General features: G+C 70.9%; 24 protein-coding genes and 1 tRNA gene. 9 read left to right on the forward strand and 16 right to left on the reverse strand.

From position 1 onward, the window contains the following. Positions 1 to 9: 9 nt before the first annotated feature. The gene (locus tag CLV46_RS16075; protein WP_100365705.1) at positions 10 to 690 is read left to right on the forward strand and encodes an SDR family NAD(P)-dependent oxidoreductase; all 681 of its coding nucleotides are present in this window, start codon (positions 10 to 12) and stop codon (positions 688 to 690) included. Positions 691 to 732: 42 nt separating this feature from the next. Further along, positions 733 to 1,161, forward strand: a complete 429-nt coding sequence (locus tag CLV46_RS16080) for a transcriptional regulator (protein WP_100365706.1) — start codon at positions 733 to 735, stop codon at positions 1,159 to 1,161. A 27-nt stretch (positions 1,162 to 1,188) separates the two neighbouring features. On the opposite strand, the gene CLV46_RS16085 is transcribed toward CLV46_RS16080, so the two are convergent. The 7 genes from CLV46_RS16085 to CLV46_RS16110 all read right to left on the reverse strand — a co-directional run bounded on the left by CLV46_RS16085 (position 1,189) and on the right by CLV46_RS16110 (position 6,675). Further along, positions 1,189 to 1,566: a hypothetical protein gene (locus tag CLV46_RS16085; protein ID WP_157802366.1), complete on the reverse strand. Its 378-nt coding sequence runs from the start codon at positions 1,564 to 1,566 to the stop codon at positions 1,189 to 1,191. 119 nt (positions 1,567 to 1,685) lie between these two features. Beyond that, entirely contained in the window at positions 1,686 to 2,543 is an 858-nt protein-coding gene (locus CLV46_RS16090) for a prenyltransferase (protein ID WP_100365708.1), read from the reverse strand. Continuing rightward, complete coding sequence (locus CLV46_RS16095) at positions 2,540 to 2,860, reverse strand: lycopene cyclase domain-containing protein (protein ID WP_100365709.1); 321 nt, start codon at positions 2,858 to 2,860, stop codon at positions 2,540 to 2,542. Before CLV46_RS16095 ends, CLV46_RS16090 begins: the two co-directional genes overlap by 4 nt. After that, positions 2,857 to 3,198 carry a lycopene cyclase domain-containing protein gene (locus tag CLV46_RS16100; protein ID WP_100365710.1) on the reverse strand — a complete coding sequence of 114 codons (342 nt, stop codon included), beginning with the start codon at positions 3,196 to 3,198 and terminating at the stop codon, positions 2,857 to 2,859. Before CLV46_RS16100 ends, CLV46_RS16095 begins: the two co-directional genes overlap by 4 nt. Beyond that, a complete protein-coding gene (gene crtI, locus CLV46_RS16820) occupies positions 3,195 to 4,745 on the reverse strand; it encodes a phytoene desaturase family protein (protein ID WP_170028612.1) in 1,551 nt (516 codons plus the stop codon). The genes CLV46_RS16100 and crtI overlap by 4 nt, the downstream gene beginning before the upstream one ends. Next, complete coding sequence (locus CLV46_RS16825) at positions 4,742 to 5,608, reverse strand: phytoene/squalene synthase family protein (RefSeq protein ID WP_170028614.1); 867 nt, start codon at positions 5,606 to 5,608, stop codon at positions 4,742 to 4,744. Before CLV46_RS16825 ends, crtI begins: the two co-directional genes overlap by 4 nt. Then, entirely contained in the window at positions 5,605 to 6,675 is a 1,071-nt protein-coding gene (locus CLV46_RS16110; protein WP_100365711.1) for a polyprenyl synthetase family protein, read from the reverse strand. The genes CLV46_RS16825 and CLV46_RS16110 overlap by 4 nt, the downstream gene beginning before the upstream one ends. 36 nt (positions 6,676 to 6,711) lie before the next feature. Between CLV46_RS16110 and idi the strand changes: the two genes are divergently transcribed. Then, on the forward strand, positions 6,712 to 7,233 hold the full coding sequence (gene idi, locus CLV46_RS16115; protein ID WP_100365712.1) for an isopentenyl-diphosphate Delta-isomerase: 522 nt from the start codon (positions 6,712 to 6,714) through the stop codon (positions 7,231 to 7,233). An 18-nt stretch (positions 7,234 to 7,251) separates the two neighbouring features. Here idi and dcd read toward each other — a convergent pair whose 3' ends face one another. After that, positions 7,252 to 7,851, reverse strand: a complete 600-nt coding sequence (dcd, locus tag CLV46_RS16120; protein WP_100365713.1) for a dCTP deaminase — start codon at positions 7,849 to 7,851, stop codon at positions 7,252 to 7,254. Positions 7,852 to 7,897: 46 nt separating this feature from the next. Here dcd and CLV46_RS16125 point away from each other — a divergent pair. Together CLV46_RS16125 and CLV46_RS16130 are read left to right on the forward strand one after the other, a co-directional pair. Beyond that, a tRNA-Gly gene (locus tag CLV46_RS16125) sits at positions 7,898 to 7,971 on the forward strand. 180 nt (positions 7,972 to 8,151) lie between these two features. Next, positions 8,152 to 9,234 carry a GDSL-type esterase/lipase family protein gene (locus CLV46_RS16130; RefSeq protein WP_157802367.1) on the forward strand — a complete coding sequence of 361 codons (1,083 nt, stop codon included), beginning with the start codon at positions 8,152 to 8,154 and terminating at the stop codon, positions 9,232 to 9,234. A gap of 53 nt (positions 9,235 to 9,287) precedes the next feature. Here CLV46_RS16130 and CLV46_RS16135 read toward each other — a convergent pair whose 3' ends face one another. From CLV46_RS16135 to CLV46_RS16160, 6 genes are all read right to left on the reverse strand, one after another. Then, positions 9,288 to 9,914, reverse strand: coding sequence for a TetR/AcrR family transcriptional regulator (locus tag CLV46_RS16135; RefSeq protein WP_100365715.1), 627 nt, complete (start codon positions 9,912 to 9,914; stop codon positions 9,288 to 9,290). 30 nt (positions 9,915 to 9,944) lie between these two features. Next, the gene (locus tag CLV46_RS16140) at positions 9,945 to 10,610 is read right to left on the reverse strand and encodes a hypothetical protein (protein WP_100365716.1); all 666 of its coding nucleotides are present in this window, start codon (positions 10,608 to 10,610) and stop codon (positions 9,945 to 9,947) included. A gap of 149 nt (positions 10,611 to 10,759) precedes the next feature. After that, positions 10,760 to 11,866: a mandelate racemase/muconate lactonizing enzyme family protein gene (locus CLV46_RS16145; protein WP_100365717.1), complete on the reverse strand. Its 1,107-nt coding sequence runs from the start codon at positions 11,864 to 11,866 to the stop codon at positions 10,760 to 10,762. After that, on the reverse strand, positions 11,863 to 12,780 hold the full coding sequence (locus CLV46_RS16150) for a 5-dehydro-4-deoxyglucarate dehydratase (protein WP_170028508.1): 918 nt from the start codon (positions 12,778 to 12,780) through the stop codon (positions 11,863 to 11,865). The genes CLV46_RS16145 and CLV46_RS16150 overlap by 4 nt, the downstream gene beginning before the upstream one ends. Next, complete coding sequence (locus CLV46_RS16155; RefSeq protein ID WP_100365719.1) at positions 12,773 to 13,672, reverse strand: NAD-dependent epimerase/dehydratase family protein; 900 nt, start codon at positions 13,670 to 13,672, stop codon at positions 12,773 to 12,775. Before CLV46_RS16155 ends, CLV46_RS16150 begins: the two co-directional genes overlap by 8 nt. Next, positions 13,669 to 15,012: a Gfo/Idh/MocA family protein gene (locus tag CLV46_RS16160; protein WP_245866964.1), complete on the reverse strand. Its 1,344-nt coding sequence runs from the start codon at positions 15,010 to 15,012 to the stop codon at positions 13,669 to 13,671. The genes CLV46_RS16155 and CLV46_RS16160 overlap by 4 nt, the downstream gene beginning before the upstream one ends. 152 nt (positions 15,013 to 15,164) lie before the next feature. Between CLV46_RS16160 and CLV46_RS16165 the strand changes: the two genes are divergently transcribed. Continuing rightward, positions 15,165 to 15,563: a RidA family protein gene (locus CLV46_RS16165; protein ID WP_100365721.1), complete on the forward strand. Its 399-nt coding sequence runs from the start codon at positions 15,165 to 15,167 to the stop codon at positions 15,561 to 15,563. Between the two features lie 64 nt (positions 15,564 to 15,627). After that, entirely contained in the window at positions 15,628 to 16,116 is a 489-nt protein-coding gene (locus tag CLV46_RS16170; RefSeq protein WP_245866967.1) for a DUF1697 domain-containing protein, read from the forward strand. Between the two features lie 6 nt (positions 16,117 to 16,122). Here CLV46_RS16170 and CLV46_RS16175 read toward each other — a convergent pair whose 3' ends face one another. Both CLV46_RS16175 and CLV46_RS16180 read right to left on the reverse strand, forming a co-directional pair. Beyond that, positions 16,123 to 16,758 (reverse strand): dihydrofolate reductase family protein, encoded by a 636-nt coding sequence (locus tag CLV46_RS16175; RefSeq protein WP_100365722.1) that lies wholly within the window; start codon positions 16,756 to 16,758, stop codon positions 16,123 to 16,125. Positions 16,759 to 16,943: 185 nt separating this feature from the next. Beyond that, a complete protein-coding gene (locus CLV46_RS16180) occupies positions 16,944 to 18,008 on the reverse strand; it encodes an alanine racemase (protein ID WP_100365723.1) in 1,065 nt (354 codons plus the stop codon). 158 nt (positions 18,009 to 18,166) lie between these two features. Here CLV46_RS16180 and CLV46_RS16185 point away from each other — a divergent pair, with 158 nt between their 5' ends. Further along, positions 18,167 to 18,583, forward strand: coding sequence for a DUF4383 domain-containing protein (locus CLV46_RS16185; RefSeq protein ID WP_100365724.1), 417 nt, complete (start codon positions 18,167 to 18,169; stop codon positions 18,581 to 18,583). 43 nt (positions 18,584 to 18,626) lie between these two features. Next, positions 18,627 to 19,181, forward strand: a complete 555-nt coding sequence (locus CLV46_RS16190; protein WP_157802368.1) for a hypothetical protein — start codon at positions 18,627 to 18,629, stop codon at positions 19,179 to 19,181. The last annotated feature ends 9 nt before the right edge of the window (positions 19,182 to 19,190 follow it).

The following is a 19,190-nucleotide window of genomic DNA, read 5'->3' on the forward strand; positions in this document are numbered from 1 at the left end:
AGTGGGCCCATGACCACCACACTCATCACCGGAGCCAACCGCAGCCTCGGACTCGAGACCACCCGCCGCCTCATCGAGGCCGGCCACACCGTCTACGCCGGCATGCGCGACCCCGACACCGGCGACGCCGCCCGCGACCTCGGCGCGCACGTCGTCGCTCTCGACGTCACCGACCAGGCGAGCGTCGACGCCGCGATCGCCGCCCTTCCCGAGCTCGACGTGCTCGTGAACAACGCCGGCATCCTCGGCACCGTGCTCACGACGGACGGCCTCGACGCCGACGAGATGCGCACAGTGCTGGAGACGAACGTCGTGGGCCTCGTCCGCGTCACGCAGGCCGCGCTTCCGCTGCTCGAGCGCTCGGCGAACCCCGTGATCGTCAACGTCGCATCCGGGGTGGGCTCCCCGCGTCTGCTCTCGACCCCGGGCACCGACGAGCACCCGGTGCCCGCGATCCCCTACGCGGCGTCGAAGGCGGCGGTGATCGCGCTGACCGTGCAGTACGCGAAGAACCTGCCCGGCATGCGGGTGAACGCGAGTGACCCGGGCTACACGGCGACCGACTTCAACGGGCACAGCGGCCACCAGACGACGACCGAGGGCACGGATGCGACCGTCGCCCTGGCGACGATCGGCCAGGACGGCCCGACCGGCGAGTTCCACAACCGGCACGGGCGCATCGAGTACTGAGCACCTCTATCCGCACGGCACCACCGCCCGTAGTGTGGGCGCATGGCTGATCAGCGTCCGATCGGATACTGGCTGAAGCTCGTCGACGGCCTCATCGAGGGGCGGTTCGCCGACCTGCTCGAGGAGCACGGGGTGACCCGTCGGCAGTGGCAGCTGCTCAACCTGCTGCGCCGCGGCCCGGCCGACGTGCACCGCCTCGATGCGGCCATCGCGCCCTTCCTCGCGGCGGGAGCCGGCGAGTCGTCGGCGGAGCACCTCACCGAACTCATCGAGAGCGGGTGGGTCGCGGCGACCCCGGCCGGATACGAGCTCACCGACCGCGGGTCGGTCGCCGTCACGCGCCTCGGCGAGGTCGTCGACGGGATGCGCGACTCGATCGGTCGCGACGTCGCCGACGAGGACTACGCGCGCACGGTCACGACGCTCGAACGGATGGCCCGCAATCTCGGCTGGACCGGCGCCGACGACTGACCTCGGACCGGCGGAGCGACGGGTCGTTCAGCGCAATCCGTCGACCGACACGGCGCCGTCGACCGACATCAGGTAGGCGTGCGTGAGCACCGCCCGACGCACCTGACTCGCCGTCGGCACCGCGGCCCACGGGGTGCGGGTGATCGTGGGCGTGCCGTCGCCGGCCGTCGCGATCTGCCGGGGACCCGCCGTCACGCCGTACTCGGTGTGCTGCAGGAGCGCCTGCCACAGGGTCACGTTGCGCGAGAGCGAGACGCCGTGGGCCGCGTCCCACAGCTCTTCGCACGGCCGCTGGATGAGATCGAGCACGAGCCGGCGGGCGAACCGCGGCATCGGGTCGCCGAGCGCGTTCGTGCACGCGTCGAGCGCCGAATCGAGAAGCCGCAACTCGCGGTAGGCCGCCATGTCGGTCACCTCCGGCACCCCGCGACGGAGCGCAGGGCGGGAGGAATGCACGGCGGGCTGGTGGGATCTCACACCTGAGAAGAGCGCGTTCGGCGCCGATCGTGACGCGATGCGCGGCATCAATCCAGGATCGAGAACCAGATGAGCAGCATCGTGGTGAGGAAGCCGGTGACGAAGTTGAGCGCGAGGAATCGCTTCCAGCCGCGGTTCGCCGACTCCGCGTCGGCGTCGGGCACCCCCCACCAGGGCGCGATCGCGACGATGTACGGCAGCGCGAGCAGCCCGCCGAGCGGGCCCGGCCACTCCGAGAACAGCATCAAGACGCCCGCCGCGGAGTAGAGCGCGATCGCGAGACGGACCGTCGTTCGCGCTCCGAACACGGTCGCGATCGACGCGATGCCCGCCTCGCGGTCGGCCACCACATCCTGCACCGCACCGAAGGCGTGCGACGCCATCCCCCACGCGAAGAACGCGGCGAGCACCGCCCACAGCGCCCCCGTGAACTCGGCGCCGCCGAGGACGAGGCCGTAGACCGCAGGTGAGACGAAGTGCGTGCTCGAGGTGATCGAGTCGAGCACCGGGCGCTCCTTGAACCGCAGTCCGGCGGCGCTGTACGCGACCACGGCGAACAGGCTCGCCGCGAGCACGAGCCAGCTGAGCGGGTGGCCGAGCGCGACGAGCGCGATCACGAACGGGACCGTCGTCACGATCGCGGCGACGATCGTCGGGCGATGCATCGACGGGGCGAGCAGGGCCCCCTCGACACCGCCCTTGCGCGGGTTGCGCAGGTCGGACTCGTAGTCGAACACGTCGTTGATGCCGTACATCGCGAGGTTGTACGGGATGAGGAAGAACAGCGTGCCGATGAGGAACGCCGCGTCGATCCGGCCGGTCGCCAGAAGGTAGACAGCGGCGAACGGGAACGCCGTGTTCACCCAGCTGAGCGGTCGCGACGAGACGAACAACGTGCGGATCATGCGCCGCGCTCCCCCGCATCACCGGCACGTCGGCCGAGCAGCACCCACAGGCTCGGGAGCAGCACGACCGCGGCGACCGCGTAGGCGAAGTCCTCGATCGGCGCGATCCCCACGAAGGCGCCGCTCAGGTGGCGCGGGTCGTAGGCCACGAGGCCCACCCCGATCATGAGGTTGTCGAACACGGCGGTGAGGGCGAGCAGCACGAAGGCCGCGAGCCCGACCGCCCGCCAGCGGAGGCCGCGCCGCGACCGCGTCGCGGCGATCGCGACCACCCCGACGACGGCGAGGAACACCGCGTTGAGCGCCCAGTACGTCACGACGCCACCCCCGGATGCCGGGACCGTCGGTGCTCGAGCCACCGGACTGCCCCGCCGTACAGGTTCATGGTGAGGTAGCAGAGGAAGGTGAGGAACACGAGTTCCTCGACCGGCAGTTCGGGTGCCAGCAGCAATCCGGTCATGAACGCCGTCTGCCCGCGGAAGAACACCCCGAGCCCGATGCCCGCGAGATCCCACGCGAGGAAGAACACGACACCGGTGACGAGCACGATCGTCGCACGGCGCGCATCCGCCCAGAAGAACAACCGGAACCGGCGGTCGAGCATCACCATGCCGAACAGCGGGACGGCGAGGGCCGCGAGGTAGACGACGCTCATCGCAGCGGGGTCGGCAGCGGTCCCGCCGACGTGTCACCCCGCATCCGCTTCACCAGCACCTCGGCGCTGATCAGACACATCGGCAGCCCGATGCCGGGGATCGTCGACCCGCCGGCGTAGTAGAGGCCGCGCACCTTGCGGCTCGCGTTGCCCGCACGGAAGAACGCGCTCTGACCGAGGGTGTGCGACGGGCCGAGCGCGGTGCCGCGCCACGCGTTCAGGTCGGCCTCGAAGTCCCCCGGGCCGAGGGTGCGGCGCACCACGATGCGCTCGGCGAGATCCGGGATGCCCGTCCACGACGCCAGTTGGGCGATCACCCGGTCGGCGAGCGCCTCGAGCCGCGGATCGCCGTCGCCGTCGACCTCGCCCCGACCGAGCGAGGGGTCCGCGGGAACCGGCACGAGCACGAAGACGTTCTCGTGTCCCTCCGGCGCGACCGACGGGTCGATGCCGCTCGGTTTGCAGATGTAGATCGACGCCGGATCCGGGATGCGCGGGGTCTTGCCGAAGATGTCGTCGAAGTTGCGCTTCCAGTCGCGCGCGAACAGCAGGGTGTGGTGCTCGAGCTGGGGCAGCTCTCCGCGCACGCCGAGGTAGAGGAGGAGGGCGCTCGGTCCGGGGGTGCGCTTGTCCCAGTACGACTGCGGGTAGGTGCGGTGCGGCGCGTCGAGCAGTTTCGTCTCGATGTGGTGCAGGTCCGCCGCGCCGACCACGACGTCGGCGTCGATCCGCTGGGTCGTCCCCGCCGCATCCGTGTAGTCGACCCCAGTCGCCCGCCCGCCCTCGACGACGATGCGGGTGACGGTGGCGCTCGTGCGCACGTCGACCTGCTCGGATCGCGCCAACCGCACGATCGATTCGATCACGCGCGTGATGCCGCCCACCGGGTACAGCACGCCGTCCGCGAGGTCGAGGTGGCTCATCAGGTGGTACATGCTCGGGGCGAGCGACGGGGCGGTGCCGAGGAACACCGCCGGGTAACCGAGGATCTGCCGCAGGCGCGGGTCCGTGAAGCGGGCCGCCACGAAGCGGTCGAGGGGCTGGGTGAGCAGTTGCGCGAGCCGACCGCCGCGCGCAAGCACCTCGCGGGTGAACAGCGGGGTCTTCGCCGCGAAGGTCGTGTAGAGGAAGTACTTCTTCGCGAGCTCGTACACCTCCTTCGCCGACGTGAGGTAATCGTCGAGGGCGCGTCCGGCGCCCTTCTCGAGGCTCTCGAAGAGCCGCAGGTTCTCGTCGCGATCCGCCGACACGTCGAGCGGCGCGCGCTCGCCCTCGAAGTACACCCGGTAGCCCGGGTCGAGCGTGATGAGTTCGAGCTGCTCCTCCGCGCTCGTGTCGAGCAGCCGGTAGAAGTGGTCGAACACCTCGGGCATGAGGTACCAGGAGGGGCCGGTGTCGAAGCGGAACCCGTCGCGCGCCCAGGTGCCGGCCCGGCCACCGAGTTCTGCCCGCTGTTCGAGCAGGGTGACGTCGTGCCCGTCGCGGGAGAGCAGCGCGGCGGATGCCAGTCCGGCGATCCCTCCGCCGATGACGACGACGCGGCTCATGCTGGAGGGGTCCTTCCGAGGGCCGCCGCGGCGGCGATGCGCAGCTTGACGGGGTTGGGCACGCGCACGCGAGCGCGCACGAGGCGGGACGCCGGTGTCGCGCGCAGCCGCGCCGCGAGTTCGGCGAAGAGTCCCTGCGCGAGGCACACCGCTCGACGGGACGACGGCGGCAGGTCGGCCAGCACGGCGGCCGAGGCCCGCAGGTCCGCGTCGATGTCGTCGAGCAGCCGGGTCTTGTCGGTCTCGGTGAACGTCGGCACGTCGACGCCGGGGAAGTAGCTGCGGCCGAGGGACTCGTAGTCCGCCGCCAGGTCACGGAGGAAGTTGACCTTCTGGAACGCGGCGCCGAGCCGGCGGGCACCGTGCACGAGTCGTTCCTCTGTGGCCGCATCCACCGCATGCCCGATCAGGAATATGCGCAGGCACATGAGCCCGACGACCTCGGCGGAGCCGTAGACGTACGCGTCGAAGCTCGCCTCGTCGTGCACGGTCTGATCGAGGTCCATGCGCATGGACGCGAAGAAGGGCCGCGTGAGGTCGGCGCCGAAGCCGGCGGCGAGCGCCGAGCGGGCGAACGCGTGCACCACCAGGTTGCTGCTGTAGCCGACCCGCAACGCGTGCTCGGTCTCGCGCTCCAGGGTGTCGAGCGCGGTCCGCGCACCCTCCCGGTCGAGCCCGGCCTCCTCCGACGCCCCGTCGACGATCTCGTCGGCTATGCGCACGAGGGCATACACGTTCTCGACGGGCTGGCGCACGCCGGGTCCGAGCAGTCGGGAGGCGAGGCCGAACGAGGTGGAGTAGCGCCGGATGACGGTGCTCGCGGTCTCCTCGGCCACCCTGTCGTAGAGCGCGAGCCGGTTCATCGCACCCGCCTCAGCACGGCATCAGCCACCGGGTGCAGCTCCTCCCGGAGGGCCGAGGGGATGTGCGGCTCGGCGAGGCGCGCGAGCCCGCGGTTGCCGTAATAGCGGGCGAGACCCTCGGCGAAAGCGCGTGCGCCGCAACCGTCGAGCAGTGCCCGCACATGCTCCGCCTCGGCTCCGTCGAGATCCGGCTTGCCGAGCAGCGGGGCGATCTCCGCCCACTCGCGGGTGCTCCTCGCATAGGCGATGAGCACCGTGCGCTTTCCCTCGCGCAGGTCGCCGACGGTCGTCTTGCCAGTCATCGACTCCGACCCGAACACCCCGAGCACGTCGTCGACGATCTGGTACGCGATGCCGATGTCGCGGCCGAAGTCGGCGAGCGTCGTCACCGTCTGCTCCGACGCACCGGCAAGGATCGCTCCCGCTTGCAACGGGCACTCGAAGGAGTACACCGCCGTCTTGAGGCGCTCCATGGTGAGGATGTCGTCGACACGCGGCACTCCGCCGTCGACCGCGAAGTCGACGTCGATGAGCTCGCCGGCAGCGCTCGCGAAGAGCGCCTCGTCCATGACCTCGAGCAGCCGCGAGCGGACGACGTCGCTCACCCCGCTGCGATCGATCAGACGATAGGAGTTGAACAGGGCGAGGTCGCCCGCGATGACGGCCGCCGAGGTGCCGAAGTGCTCGGCGAGGCGCTCATCCGCCCCGCGCGTCGCCGCCTCGTCACGGAAGGTGCCCGAGATGTTGGGGACCCCGCGGCGCACGAAGTCGTGGTCGATCACGTCGTCGTGCACGATGAGGGCGGTGTGCAGCAGCTCGAACGCGGCTCCCACGCACGCCGCCGCCTCGGTGTCGCGGCCGCCGAGGGCGAGATATGCCGACATCACCATACGAGGACGGAAGCGCTTGCCGCCGCGGGTGTTGCTCTCGAGCACGCGCCACAGCGACGTGTAGCGATCACCCAGCGGTTCTGCACGTCGGATGGCTAGGGTGAAGAACCTTTCCAGCACGGCGTCGACCTGGGCCTGCCGCTCCTGAGCGGCAGCCAGCAGGTCGGCCTCGTCCATCTCGGCAGACTATCGGGCGCTATGAACACCTCTCCTGTGAGTTCCACGACCGAATTGGTCGTGCTCCTGAACGACGACGGCACCCCGATCGGCACCGCCGACAAGGCCACCGTGCACACCCTCGAGACTCCCCTGCACCTCGCGTTCTCGTGTCACGTGTTCGACGAGTCGGGACGCACGCTCGTCACCCGCCGCGCGCTGACGAAGTCCGCCTGGCCCGGGGTGTGGACGAACTCGTTCTGCGGACATCCGGCCCCGGGCGAGCGGGGTCCGGATGCGCTCCGCCGGCGCGCGGAGCATGAGTTGGGCATCCGGCTCGATGACATCGAGGTGCTGCTGCCCGACTTCCGCTATCGCGCGGTCGACGCGTCGGGCGTGGTCGAGAACGAGATCTGCCCGGTCTACCGGGCCACCACGAGTGACGCGGTCGATCCGCGCGCCGACGAGGTCGCCGAATACGCGTGGCTGACGCCGGAGGAACTGCGCACCGCGGTCGCCGCGGCGCCGTTCGCATTCAGCCCGTGGCTCGTGCTGCAGCTGCAGGAGTGGACCGACTGATCCACGCCTGACGGCTCGCTACTGCGCGAGCGAGGGTGCCGCCGAGACGTCGGTGCGGTGGAAGTTCTGGAACGAACGCGACGCGGTCGGTCCGCGCTGCCCCTGGTAGCGCGAGGAGTATTCGCTCGAACCGTAGGGCCGCTCCGTCGGCGAGGTGAGCCGGAAGAAGCACAACTGCCCGATCTTCATGCCCGGCCAGAGCTTGATCGGCAGCGTCGCGACGTTGCTCAGCTCGAGCGTCACGTGCCCGGAGAAGCCCGGGTCGATGAAGCCGGCGGTCGAGTGGGTGAGCAGTCCCAGCCGCCCGAGGGAGCTCTTGCCCTCCAGGCGCGCGGCCACGTCATCCGGCAGGGTGATCAGCTCGTAGGTCGAACCGAGCACGAACTCCCCCGGGTGCAGGATGAACGGCTCGTCGCCCTTCGTCTCGACCAGACGGGTCAGCTCGGGCTGATCCTCGGCAGGGTCGATGAACGGGTACTTGTGGTTGTCGAACAGCCGGAAGAAGCGGTCGAGCCGCACGTCGACGCTCGACGGCTGCACCATGCCGAGCTCGAGGGGATCGAGACCGATGCGACCCGCGTGCAGTTCAGCCCTGATGTCCCGATCGCTGAGAAGCATGGCTCGAGGCTACTAGAATGGGGAACAGTCGCGTTCGCGCGGCGACGCGAGTGTAGTTCAATGGTAGAACTTCAGCTTCCCAAGCTGATAGCGCGGGTTCGATTCCCGTCACTCGCTCCATCCGAGCCCGGGTAACCCACACCGAGTGCCCCCAGTTCGCGACGGCATGCGCCGCCGTCGCGGGGTTCGATTCCCGTCACTCGCTCCATCCGAGCCCGGGTCTCACCCCGAGTGCCACCAGTTCGCCAAGCGCCTCGGGTACGCTGACCACCGATGCGGCTAGAAAGCGGTTTCAGAGGCGTGGCCGAGGTCGTCGAGACGGAAGGCGGTCTGCGCCCGCTGCGCCTCACGGCCGAGCAGCACCGCCGGGCGCCGGAGTCGCTTCAGTTGATGGCCGAGTTCACCTCTGGCGTGCGTCTCGTGCTCCGCACCGCCGCCTCTCGGCTCGACCTCGACGTGATCATCGAGCGCTACGTCATGCGTCACCTCGGGCGGCCGACCCGGGATGCCGAGTTCCTCGCCGAGGCCGGCGGGGAGGTGATCGCCCGCGCCGTGGCGACACCCACCGGCTCGCGGATCGAACGCGGTCGAGGGGAGCCGTACGGGCGCGAGCCCGGGCCCGTCGTGCGGGTGACACTCGATCTCGGTGCGGCCTCCGCGCGCCGGGACGTCGTCGTGTGGTTCCCGCACGACGCGGGTGTGACGCTCGCGGGGGTGAGCGGCGACGCGCCCGTCGAGCCCGTGCCCGACAGCGCCCGTCCGCACTGGGTGCATCACGGCAGCTCCATCAGTCACGGCGGGAACGCCCACGATCCGCGCGAGACCTGGCCTGCGCAGGTCGGTCGGGCGCTCGGCATCCGCTGGTCGAACCTCGGCTTCGGCGGCAACGCGATGCTCGACCCGATGACGGCGCGCAGCATCGCCGCGATGGATGCCGACGTCGTCACGCTCGAACTCGGCATCAACATCGTGGGCGCCGACGCCATGCGGCCGCGCGCCCTCACCTCCGCGACGCACGCGTTTCTCGACGCCCTCCGCGACCGCCACCCCGACGCGCCGATCGTGCTCATCGGCGCCTTCGCCTGCCCGGCACTCGAGACCACGCCGGGTCCGATGGTGGCGACGCCGAACGGCCCCCGGGGCACCGAGCGCGGCCAGGACGCGGACGTGCTCACCCTGCAGCGCTCCCGGGAGGTGCTGCGCGCGGTCGCCGCCGTCCGCGACGATCCTGCGCTGCACTATCTGGACGGGCTGGAGCTCTTCGGTACGGCTGATGCCCATCTGCTCGAAGACGGACTGCATCCCTCGCAGTGCGGTCTCGACCTCATCGCGCGACGGTTCCTCGAGCGCGAGGTGATCGGGCCCGTCAGGGCCGATCGGTGAAGCGGATGCCGAGCCCGCGCGTCGGCCCAGGCTCAGAGGACGACCGCGATCCTTCAGATCGCCGGACCGATACGGCCGTTGCTCGCGTCGCGCACGACGGCAGCGAGAGTGCGCAACACGTCGGGGGATTCGGGTACCACGCCGTTCTCGACGTACTCGATGCTCATCCCGTCGGTGAGCGCGCGGATCGCCCCCGACACGGATGCCGCGACACGGCGCACCTCCGCCGCGTCCCGCGGCAGGTTCAGTCGGGGAGCGAAGACGGGCGTCGAGCGCTGCTCGGCCGCGTCGCACACCATGAGCCACGCGCTGCGAAGCGCCGGCTCGGTGTAGCCGAGCACGATCATCCGCATCGCCGCGACGTCGTCGGAGGAGAACACGACAGGTCCCGGCGTGGCCGCCTTCTCGAGATACTCCTCGATCGAGCGGTCGAGAGGCCAGCCGTGCAGCACCGATTCGAACACGCGGCCCGATTCGACGAGCACCGGCTCCACGCACGCCTCTTTGGAGCGGAAGTACCTCCACAGCGTGCGCGTCGCGATGCCCGCCTCACGCGCGATGTCCTCGCCGCGGGTGGCGGCGAGACCGTCACGCCAGAAGAGCTCGGCGGCGATCCGTGACACCTGCAGGCGAGCGTCCGACCGGCGACGCAGGTCGATCGGCACCCGGGCTTCTGTCACGCAGTGACCCTAACAGCGGGACAAGCGGGCTCAGGCGATGAGGAAGATCACAGTGATCGCCTCGTACAGGGCACCGATGATCAGGAGGGCGACGACGAGCGCATAGAGCTTCGCCGTCGCCAGCAGGCCGCCGACGTACCCGGCGCGCCGAGTCGCGAAGCCGTGCCGTTGCGGCTGCAGCAAGAACCGCCCATGCACCCACGCCGCGAAGCCGACCACGACATACGCCGCGCCCTCGATCGCGAGAGTCACCCAGTGAACGAGGAAGAGGGCGTCGTGCGCGCCGACCGGAGTGAACAGCACCCCCCAGGAGAGTCCGCGGACGAGGGTCGAAACGACGCCGAGGAAAGGCACGATGAGCGTCGGCAGCGTCGTCTGCAGCAACGACGCCGAGAGCAGGTTCACGCCGAGAGTGACGACCGCGGCGAGGGCGACGTTCCCGCTGCGGTAAGAGTCCGCGATGAGCCCACCCAGGCCGCCGGCGCCGGGATCACCGACGGCGCCGAGTCCGCCGGGGCGCAGTTCGGGCACGAGGGCGGTTGCGAGGATGCCAAGCCCGAACATGCCGAGATAGCCGAGGTTCAGGGCGACGAAGGCACGCCGGTGCGAACGGATGAGGGCCACGACGTCGCGGACGACGCGCGCGCCGTAGTGGAGGGCGGATGCGGAGGTGTGGATCGAGTGCCGAGTTGTCACGATATGACACTAGTCACTAAGTGACATCACTGGAAGGCTGTTCGCTGTGGGAGAAGAGCGCCCGCCTGCCTACGCGACCGGAGTTGAGCGATCGCATCCAACTCCCACGATGACGCCGGCGTCTGCAAGCGCGGTCGGCCGGACGAAGGTCACGAGCCGGACCGACCTCGATCCGCCGGTGGAAGGCTCGGCCGATCGGTGAAGCGGATGCCGAGCCCGCGCGTCGGACCGCCGCGCACGTGCCCGGCACCGAACTCGAGCCCGGTCGACTCCGCGAGCACGCCGAGGTCGGCGAAGCGGGCGTCCTCGACGTCCTCGATCCACGTCTGCTCCGGCAGCGCGAACGACAGCTGAGCGGAGAGTTCGGGCAGCAGGTGTGCGGCGAGCCGCGCGCCCCGCTCCCGCGCGAGATCGGCGATCGCGAGGAACGGCGTAATGCCCCCGACCCGGATGACGTTCGGCTGCACGACGTCGACGACGCCCGCGTCGAGGAAGTCGCGGAAGCGGTGGATCGTGTGCAGATTCTCGCCGAGGGCGATCGGCAGGTCGGTGCGCCGGCGCAGTTCCCGGTGCGCCGCGAGATCGTCGGCGCGGAGCGGTTCCTCGATCCACGCGGGCCGCACGGCGGTGAACAGCTCGAGGGCGTGCGCGGCGCGGTCGACGTCCCAGCGCTGATTGGCGTCGATCATCAGGTCGCGGTCGGCGCCGAGCACCTCCCGCACGGCAGCGAGCCGGTCCGCATCCTCGGCCGGGTCCGGCTTGCCGACCTTCACCTTGACCGCGCGGTGCCCGGCGGCCACCCAGCGCTCGACCTGCGCGACGAGCTCCTCGAGCGGATAGTGCAGATTGACCCCGCTGCCGTACACCGGAAGCTCGTCGTGACGGCGGCCGAGCACTCCGGTGACGCTCGTTCCCTCGCGACGGGCCCGGGCATCCCACAGCGCGAGGTCGATGCCGGCGAGGGCGATCGTCGAGATGCCGCCGCCCCCCGCCTCGTGCACCCGTTCCCAGGCCTGCTGCCAGAGAGCGGGATCCGCGGCGCGCCCGGTCCACCAGGGAGCGAGCTCCTCGGTGAGGAACGCGGCGACCGCGCCGGCGCCGATCGTCGGGGTCCAACTGAACCCGTGGCCGACCGTGCCGTCGTCGCAGCGCACCTCCACCGGCAGCACCGTGACGGTCGTGACGTCGGGCGCCCAGGGTCGCGCGAGCGGGATCTCGAGGCGCCGCACCTCGACGGACTCGACGGTGGCCGTCATGCCGCGATGAGGGAGCGACCGGCGGCGAGGATGTCGGCGAGGCGCTGCTCCTGGGCGGCGGTCGGGTCGACGAGGGGGGCGCGCACCGATCCGACGGGCACGCCCGCGAGCCGCAGTCCGGCCTTGATGAGCGACACGGCGAATCCGGGCGTCTCGTCGCGCAAGGCGACGAGGGGCCGGTAGAAGCCGTCGAGCAGCCGGCGTTGCGTGTCGGCGTCGTCGGCGCGATACGCGCGGTAGAACGCCGTCGCGATGTCGGGGGCCATCGCGAAGACGGCGGAGGAGTACAGCGGCATGCCGATCGCCTTGTAGGCGGCCTGGCTGAGTTCCGCGGTGAGCAGCCCGTTGAAGAACCGCAGGTCGGTGCGGCCGGTGCGCTGCCCGGCGAGCACGATCTGCTGCGCCACGGCGATGTCGCCGACGCCGTCCTTGATGCCCGCGACGCCCGGGAGTGACAGCAGGTGCTCGGCGGTCGCCGCGGTGAGGGTCGACCCGCCCCGGTGGTAGACGATCACCGGCAGGTCGGTCTCGGCGAGCACGGCCTCGACGTAGCGCACGATCCCCGTCTGCGGACCCTGCACGAGGTAGGGCGGCAGCAGCAACAGGCCGTCGGCCCCCGCCTCGGACGCCGCACGCGCGCAGCCGATCGCGTGCCCGAGCGGGCCGCCCGCACCGGCGATGACCGGCACGCGGCCCGCCGTCGCCTCGATGCTCGCGGCGACGACCGCGGTGAACTCCGCGAGCGAGAGCGCGTGGAATTCGCCCGTGCCGCACGCGGCGAACACCCCACCCGGCCCGGCCGTCACCCCCGCGGCGACGTGCGAACGCGTCGTCTCGAGGTCGAGCCGCCCGGCCGCGTCGAACGCGGTGACCGGGAAGAACAGGACGCCGTCGGCGAAGGTGAGCTCAGACAACGTCGACCCCCGCGAGTTGTTCGCGCCAGGTGCGGCGGGCGCGCCAGCCGAGCAGCCGCTCCGCTTTCGCGCTCGAGAAGAGCGACTCGGTGTCGCCCAGCTTCGCCGCGGCATCCGCGAGCGACGGCAACCAGGTCTCCACCGCGGCGGGGACAGAGTCGCGCACGAGCGCGTCGCGCGCCCCGACGAAGAACGTCTCCCCGTTGGGGGCGCGGTCACCCGCATCCAGCCAGGCCACGACGAACTCCCCCGCGTCGCGGGCGTCGACGTAGTTGAACAGCGCGACGGCCGAGAGCTCCGGATGCTGCAACCGCTCGGCGACCGTGTGGCCCTGCTGGGTGGGAGCGCCGCTCCACTCCTCCGGCGCGATCACGTAGCAGGGGCGGAACGCTCCGGTGCGGATGCGATCGCCGGCCGAACGCGCGGCCATCGCGACGAGTCCCTCGATCGCGACCTTCGAGAGCGCGTAGCCGTTCCATGGACGGGTCGGGTGCGCCTCGTCGAGCGGCAGGTACTCGGGCTGCCAGCCGATCGGCGCGCCGTAGCCGATCACGGTCGGGCTGCTCGCGATGAGGAGCGAGCCGGTGCCCGCGGCGAGCGCCGCGTTCAGCACCCCGAACGCGAGCCCCGTGTTGACGGCGAAGGTCTCGTCGTCGGGTGCCGCTCCGGGGAAGGGGATGGCCGCGAGGTGCACCACCTCGTCCGGGCGGTACCGCTCGAACAGGTCGGTGCGGGCGCCCGCGTCGGCGAGGTCCGCCTGCACCTGCACGGCCGGCAGATCGGCGTGGGTGACGAGGTCCACCGAGACGACGTCGCGACCGGCGTCGGCCAGTGCGCGCACGACGCTGCGGCCGAGACGCCCGGCGCCGCCGGTGACGAGTGTGCGTGTCATGCCCCCACCCCCGGGAGGTCGCGGGCGGCGAGCCCGAGGTCGAGGTCGGCGATGCGCACCACCTGCTCGCTCTCGAGCGACCGGTTCCCGGCGAGCCCGACCACGACGGCGCGCACGCCGTCGCGCCACGTCGCCGAGCGGCCCAGCTCATCCGTCTCCCCGCCGACGAAGACCTCGCGCAGCAGCAACGCGTCGCCGCCGCCGTGTCCGCCGTCCGCCGCAGGGATCTCCACCTCGCGTGCCGGTTCCCAGTGCCGCTGCACGACGAGCCGCTCGCCGACCGGGCGGGCGCCCTCGTCGACCACGAGGTCGGGGCGCGCGCTCGGGTCGACCACGACGCGACCCTCCTCGTCGAAGAGCACGGCACCGCGCTCGATGACGGTGAGCTCGGCACGCCCCTCCGTGCCGTTGACGGTCACGGTGTAGCCCTCCCAGGGCGAGTGCGCGTTGAGCGAGTAGGCCATCGACGGTCCACCGGCGTAGTCGACGACGAGCGAGAGGTTGTCCTCGATCGTGATGCCCGCATCGAAGACGTCGCGATCGCGCAGGTAGCCGTCGTGCTGTTCCTGGTCGAAGTAGAGCCCCTTGAGCACCGGGTCGCGGCGCAGGTCGAGGCTGAAGGCGTCGCGCAGCTCCGAGTCGGTCGTGCCGCGCTCGGGGCGAGGGCCGAGCCCGCGCGTTCGCGCGTTCTCGGCGCCGTAGAACCGCAGCCCGCCGCTCGCGAACACGCGCACGGGCGAGTCGGAGATCCACCAGTTGACGAGGTCGAAGTGGTGCGACGCCTTGTGGATGAGCAGTCCGCCCGAGTTCGCCTTGTCGCGATGCCAGCGGCGGAAGTAGTCGGCCCCGTGCGCCGTGTCGAGCACCCATTCGAAGTGCACGCTCGTCACCCGGCCGACGGCACCCGACGCGATGACCTGCTTGAGGGCGGTGTTCCGCGGGGCGTACCGGTAGTTGAAGGTGATGGTCACCGATCGCCCGGTGCGCTCGACCGCCTCCGCGATCGCCCGCACGCCCTCCGAGGTGGTCGTGAGCGGCTTCTCGACCACGACGTCCGCCCCGGCGTCGAGGGCGGCCACGACGTACGCGGCGTGCGTGGCATCCGGGGTCGTGACGATCACCACGTCGACGGACTCCTCGCGCACGACCGTCGCGAGCTCGGCCGGGTCGAAACGCCGCGGGCTGCCGAGCTGCGGCAGCCGCTGCGCCGACCAGTCGAGCCGGCCCGGGTTCGCGTCACCCCAGGCGACGAGTCGGGCGGCATCCGAATGGGTGCCGGCGATGGCGTCGAGGTACATCTGGGCGCGGGAACCGACACCCACCAGTGCGTAATTGCGCATGCTCACTCCTTGGGACACCGGCGGCCGTGAAGCCCCGTCGCACGCTGTCATGCGTCGCCGATACGGAGTCCTCGCCCGCCACGCTACTCGAGAAAGCGTTTTCCTGCACCCGTCGTGTTCCGCGTTGTCGGCGGATCGTGCCACGGTTGCTCATGGCCAGGATCGACCGCATCCGTCCCGAGGGACTCGTGCACAGCCCCGCCTTCAGTCATGTCGCCGTCGTGCCGCCGGGCGCCACGACCATCTACATCGGCGGGCAGAACGGCGTCGACGACACCGGCGCCGTCGTCGGGGACGACATCGCGGTCCAATCCGCGCGAGCCCTCGACAACGCGGAGGTGGCGCTCGCGGCCGCCGGTGCCGCCTTGGCCGACGTCATCCAGTGGACGGTGCTCATCGTCGACGGTGCCGACCTCGGCGCCGGCTACGGCACCATCGCGACGCGGCTGGCGTCCGACGAGCCCGCCCTCGTGACCGCCGCGCGCGTCGCCGGCCTGGGAGTGCCCGGGGCACTCGTCGAGATCAGCGCCGTCGCTGCGGTCTTCCGCTGACGACCATGCCGACATCCGTGGCGCTGCTCCGGGGTATCAACGTCGGGGGGCACAACAAGTCGGCATGGCCGACCTCGCCGCGTGCTTCCGCGATGCCGGCTACGCCGACGTGCGCACCTACATCCAGAGCGGCAACGTCGTGTTCACCGCCGACCCAGCCACCGGCCCGGAGCTCGAAGAAAGCCTGGAACGGCTGCTCGAGGAGCGGTTCGGGATCCCGATCCTGGTCGTGGTGCGGTCGCGGCAGGAGCTCGCCGCCACGATCACGGCCGCGCCCGCCGACCACGGTTCGGCGGAGCTGCGCAGCGACGTGTTCTTCCTCAAGCACCCGCTGACCCCTGAGGAGGCGTTCGCCGAATTGCCGCCGCTGCGCGAGGGCGTGGACTCAGTGTCGATCGGGCCGGGCGTCCTGTACTTCTCCCGTGTCGCGGCGCGGGCCCGCGAGACCCGCATCACGGGCTTCATGAGCAAGGCGGTGTTCCGGCGCATCACGGTGCGCAACTGGCGCACCACGACGACCCTGCTCGCGATGCTCGACGGACCGGCCGGATGAGGGAGGTCAGTCCGTGAGCACCTCGCGGCCGTCTTCGATCGCGATGCCTCCCGCGCGGAACGGGATCGGACGCAGCACCTGGTAGACGATGCCGCTACCGGTGGCCTCCGTGTGGGCGAGCTTGAACGCCGACGGCGCCGCGCCCTCGCCGAAGAGTCGCTTGCCTGCGCCGACCACGACGGGGAAGACGAGCAGCCGGAACTCGTCGACGAGCCCCGCATCGTGCAGCGAGCGGGCGAGCGCACCGCTGCCGTGCACCTGCAGCTCGCGACCGGGCTGGGCCTTGAGTTCCCGGATGCGGTGGATCGCATCGGTCGAGATCACGGTCGTGTTCGCCCAGTCCGCACCGGAGGTCCTGCTCGACACGAGGTACTTCGGCACGGTATTCAGCAGGGCGGCTCCCTCGTCGTCGGGGTCGGTGACGTTCGGCCAGTGGGCGGCCATCACGTCGTAGGTGTAGCGGCCGAGCAGCATGGCTTCGGTGTGCTCGAACCATCCGCTCACGATGCGGTTGAAATCGTCGTCGACGTGGGGCGGGAGCCAGCCGCCGAGCTCGAAACCGTCGCGCGGGTCCTCGTCGCGGGCCCCGGGGGACTGGTAGACGCCGTCTTGCGTGATGAACAGGTTCACGGTGAGTCGCATGGTCGCTTCCTTTCGATCCGGCGTCGGAGTGACGCTCTCACTATCGCGTCGATCGGACGGGCGGGGAATCGACATCGCGGCGGGATGTGTTCGCTCGCTGAGCCTGTCGAAGCGGGCCGCACGGGCGGTTCCCTTCGACGCGCTCAGGGAACGACAGGCTTTGGGAACGTGACGGATCCGGGCGGTCAGGAGTTGCGGCCGCGCGCGTCGACCGGCCAGAGTTCCGCGCGACCGCCGTCGAACGCGACGAAGGAGTCGACGAGGTTGACCGCGCTGCAGACGTGGTTCGGGACGACCCGCACCGTCGCGCCGAGCGACGGAGCCGGCGAGCCGTCGAGCTCCACGACGGCGTGGTGCTCCGACAGCGACGTGATGCGGGCGTCCGGCAGGTCGAGCAGGCGGCCGAAGCCGGTCGAGTACGCGGCGCGATCGGCACCGAGGATCTTGCTGCCGGCGTCGACCACGATCCGATCCGCGCGACGACTGACCACCGTCGCGTGCACCGTGAGCGCGATCTGTTCGCGAGCGTAGGTGCCCAGTTCCCACTGCTGCGCGTCACCGAAGACGTACACACCGGGACGCAGCTCGGTGAGCGTACCGGCGGCAGCGAAGTCGGCGCTCGGCGTCGATCCGCCGCTCACGACGAGCGGCTCGATGTCGGAACCCCGCAGCGACGCCGCCGCCTCGGCGAGAGCCGCCGCCTCCTGCTCCGCCGCCGTGCGCCGACCGTCCGGCGAGTACGAGTGCCCCGGGAAGGTGAAGACGCCGATCGCCGGGAGTCCCGCGTCGGCGGCCGCGCGAGCGATCCGTCCCGCATCCGACGCCGCGACGCCGGTGCGGTGGTGCCCGGAGTCGACTTCGACGAGCACCCGCACTCCCGTGCCCCGCAGCTCCTCGGCGGCGCGGGCCGCGCTCTCGATCGACTCGACGCCGATGCGCACCTCCGCGCGTTCGGCGAGGGCGCGCAGCCGGGTTCCGCGATCCGGATCCACCCACAACGGGTAGGCGATGAACACGTCGTCCACTCCGCCCGCCACGAACGCCTCCGCCTCGCCGATGGTCGCGACGGTGATCCCGCGCGCGCCCGCGTCGAGCTGCATGCGCGCGATGCGCGACGACTTGTGCGTCTTCGCATGCGGACGAGTCTCGATGCCGAGCTCACCGATCGAGCGGGCGCGTGCCGCGATGTTCCGCTCGAGCACGGGTACCTCGACGGCGACGAACGGCGTGGGCGGCGGGGCGAGGGTCATCCTCATACCGTAGTTCTCCACAGGTTTATCCACCGGGGGAGGGTTCGCTGACCGCTCTCTGATAGCCACCTGGGCGATTCACCCCATCCGGATGGCGTACGGGTACGAATGACTCACGTACGGCAGACCGTCGTGCTCTTTACAAGGAGGCAACACTCATGACCAAGTCCCCGAACCGTCTGCTGGGGGTCGTCTTCGGCGCGGTCTACATCCTCGTCGGAATCCTCGGCTTCTTCGTCGACGCTCCGGGCGGGTTCTTCGCCCAGGGCGGAGAGGGCGGACTGCTGCTCGGCATCTTCGAGGTGAACCCGTTCCACAACGTGGCGCACCTCCTGATCGGTGCCGCGCTGCTGATCGCCGGCCTGTCCAACGTCCGTGCGGCGAAGGCCACCAACACCGTCGTCGGTGCCGCCTACCTGCTGCTCGGCCTCATCGGTCTGTTCATCATCGACAGCCCGGCCAACATCCTCGCGATCAACGCGGCGGACAACGTGCTGCACTTCCTGAGCGCGGCGCTGCTCCTCGCGGTGGGTCTGGGCGTCGAGCGCGACGTCCGCACCACCCGCACCGTCTGATCCTCCGAACGATGAGCTCGACGGGAGCCGACCGATGACCCAGGTGACGAGATTGCTGATCGCGCTGGCCGCAGTCTGCGCCGGCCTGATCCACCTCGCCCTGGTGGTCGGTTCCCCCGTGCCGATCGCGGTCTTCGCGGCCGCGATCGGCACGGCAGAACTCGCGTGGGGGCTCATCACCTTCGTGCGCGACCGCATCGAAGCGCCCGTCGTGGTGCTCTCGGTCGCGCTCTTCCCCCTCGTCGGCTGGGCGGCGATCGTCGCCGCCGGAGCCGTGTCGGGTGCGACAGAGGCGGCGGCGCTCCCCGTGCTGCCGCTCGGGATCGCCGCCGTGTTCGACCTCGCGATCGCCCTCGTGATCGCGCGTCGGCTGCGGGACGGCGAACGGAAGGTCATCCGCACCACCGGCGCGGAGCCGAGCGCACCCCGGCTGCTCATCCCCCTGTTCATCGGATCCCTCGCCGCGGCGTTGCTCGTCACCCCCGCCCTCGCGGCGACGGAGGCGGGTGCGTACGCGCAACCGCACGGTGAGCACGACGCCGACTTCGTGCCTCAGAAGGGTGACCCGATCCAGCTGCCCGACGAGCACGGTCACTGACCGCTCCGT

The organism is Diaminobutyricimonas aerilata, assembly GCF_002797715.1.
GTDB classification, from domain to species: Bacteria; Actinomycetota; Actinomycetes; order Actinomycetales; family Microbacteriaceae; genus Diaminobutyricimonas; species Diaminobutyricimonas aerilata.

Excerpts from the sequence above, each read along its gene's own strand:
- CLV46_RS16175 (WP_100365722.1), bottom strand. The coding sequence starts at position 16,758 with ATGCGACTCACCGTGAACCTGTTCATCACGCAAGACGGCGTCTACCAG.
- CLV46_RS16145 (WP_100365717.1), bottom strand. The coding sequence starts at position 11,866 with ATGACGGCCACCGTCGAGTCCGTCGAGGTGCGGCGCCTCGAGATCCCG.
- CLV46_RS16170 (WP_245866967.1), top strand. The coding sequence starts at position 15,628 with ATGGCCGACCTCGCCGCGTGCTTCCGCGATGCCGGCTACGCCGACGTG.
- CLV46_RS16110 (WP_100365711.1), bottom strand. The coding sequence starts at position 6,675 with ATGGACGAGGCCGACCTGCTGGCTGCCGCTCAGGAGCGGCAGGCCCAG.
- CLV46_RS16155 (WP_100365719.1), bottom strand. The coding sequence starts at position 13,672 with ATGACACGCACACTCGTCACCGGCGGCGCCGGGCGTCTCGGCCGCAGC.
- CLV46_RS16085 (WP_157802366.1), bottom strand. The coding sequence starts at position 1,566 with ATGGCGGCCTACCGCGAGTTGCGGCTTCTCGATTCGGCGCTCGACGCG.
- dcd (WP_100365713.1), bottom strand. The coding sequence starts at position 7,851 with ATGCTTCTCAGCGATCGGGACATCAGGGCTGAACTGCACGCGGGTCGC.
- CLV46_RS16090 (WP_100365708.1), bottom strand. The coding sequence starts at position 2,543 with ATGATCCGCACGTTGTTCGTCTCGTCGCGACCGCTCAGCTGGGTGAAC.
- CLV46_RS16185 (WP_100365724.1), top strand. The coding sequence starts at position 18,167 with ATGACCAAGTCCCCGAACCGTCTGCTGGGGGTCGTCTTCGGCGCGGTC.
- CLV46_RS16165 (WP_100365721.1), top strand. The coding sequence starts at position 15,165 with ATGGCCAGGATCGACCGCATCCGTCCCGAGGGACTCGTGCACAGCCCC.
- CLV46_RS16080 (WP_100365706.1), top strand. The coding sequence starts at position 733 with ATGGCTGATCAGCGTCCGATCGGATACTGGCTGAAGCTCGTCGACGGC.
- CLV46_RS16160 (WP_245866964.1), bottom strand. The coding sequence starts at position 15,012 with ATGCGCAATTACGCACTGGTGGGTGTCGGTTCCCGCGCCCAGATGTAC.
- CLV46_RS16075 (WP_100365705.1), top strand. The coding sequence starts at position 10 with ATGACCACCACACTCATCACCGGAGCCAACCGCAGCCTCGGACTCGAG.
- CLV46_RS16825 (WP_170028614.1), bottom strand. The coding sequence starts at position 5,608 with ATGAACCGGCTCGCGCTCTACGACAGGGTGGCCGAGGAGACCGCGAGC.
- CLV46_RS16180 (WP_100365723.1), bottom strand. The coding sequence starts at position 18,008 with ATGACCCTCGCCCCGCCGCCCACGCCGTTCGTCGCCGTCGAGGTACCC.
- CLV46_RS16100 (WP_100365710.1), bottom strand. The coding sequence starts at position 3,198 with ATGAGCGTCGTCTACCTCGCGGCCCTCGCCGTCCCGCTGTTCGGCATG.
- crtI (WP_170028612.1), bottom strand. The coding sequence starts at position 4,745 with ATGAGCCGCGTCGTCGTCATCGGCGGAGGGATCGCCGGACTGGCATCC.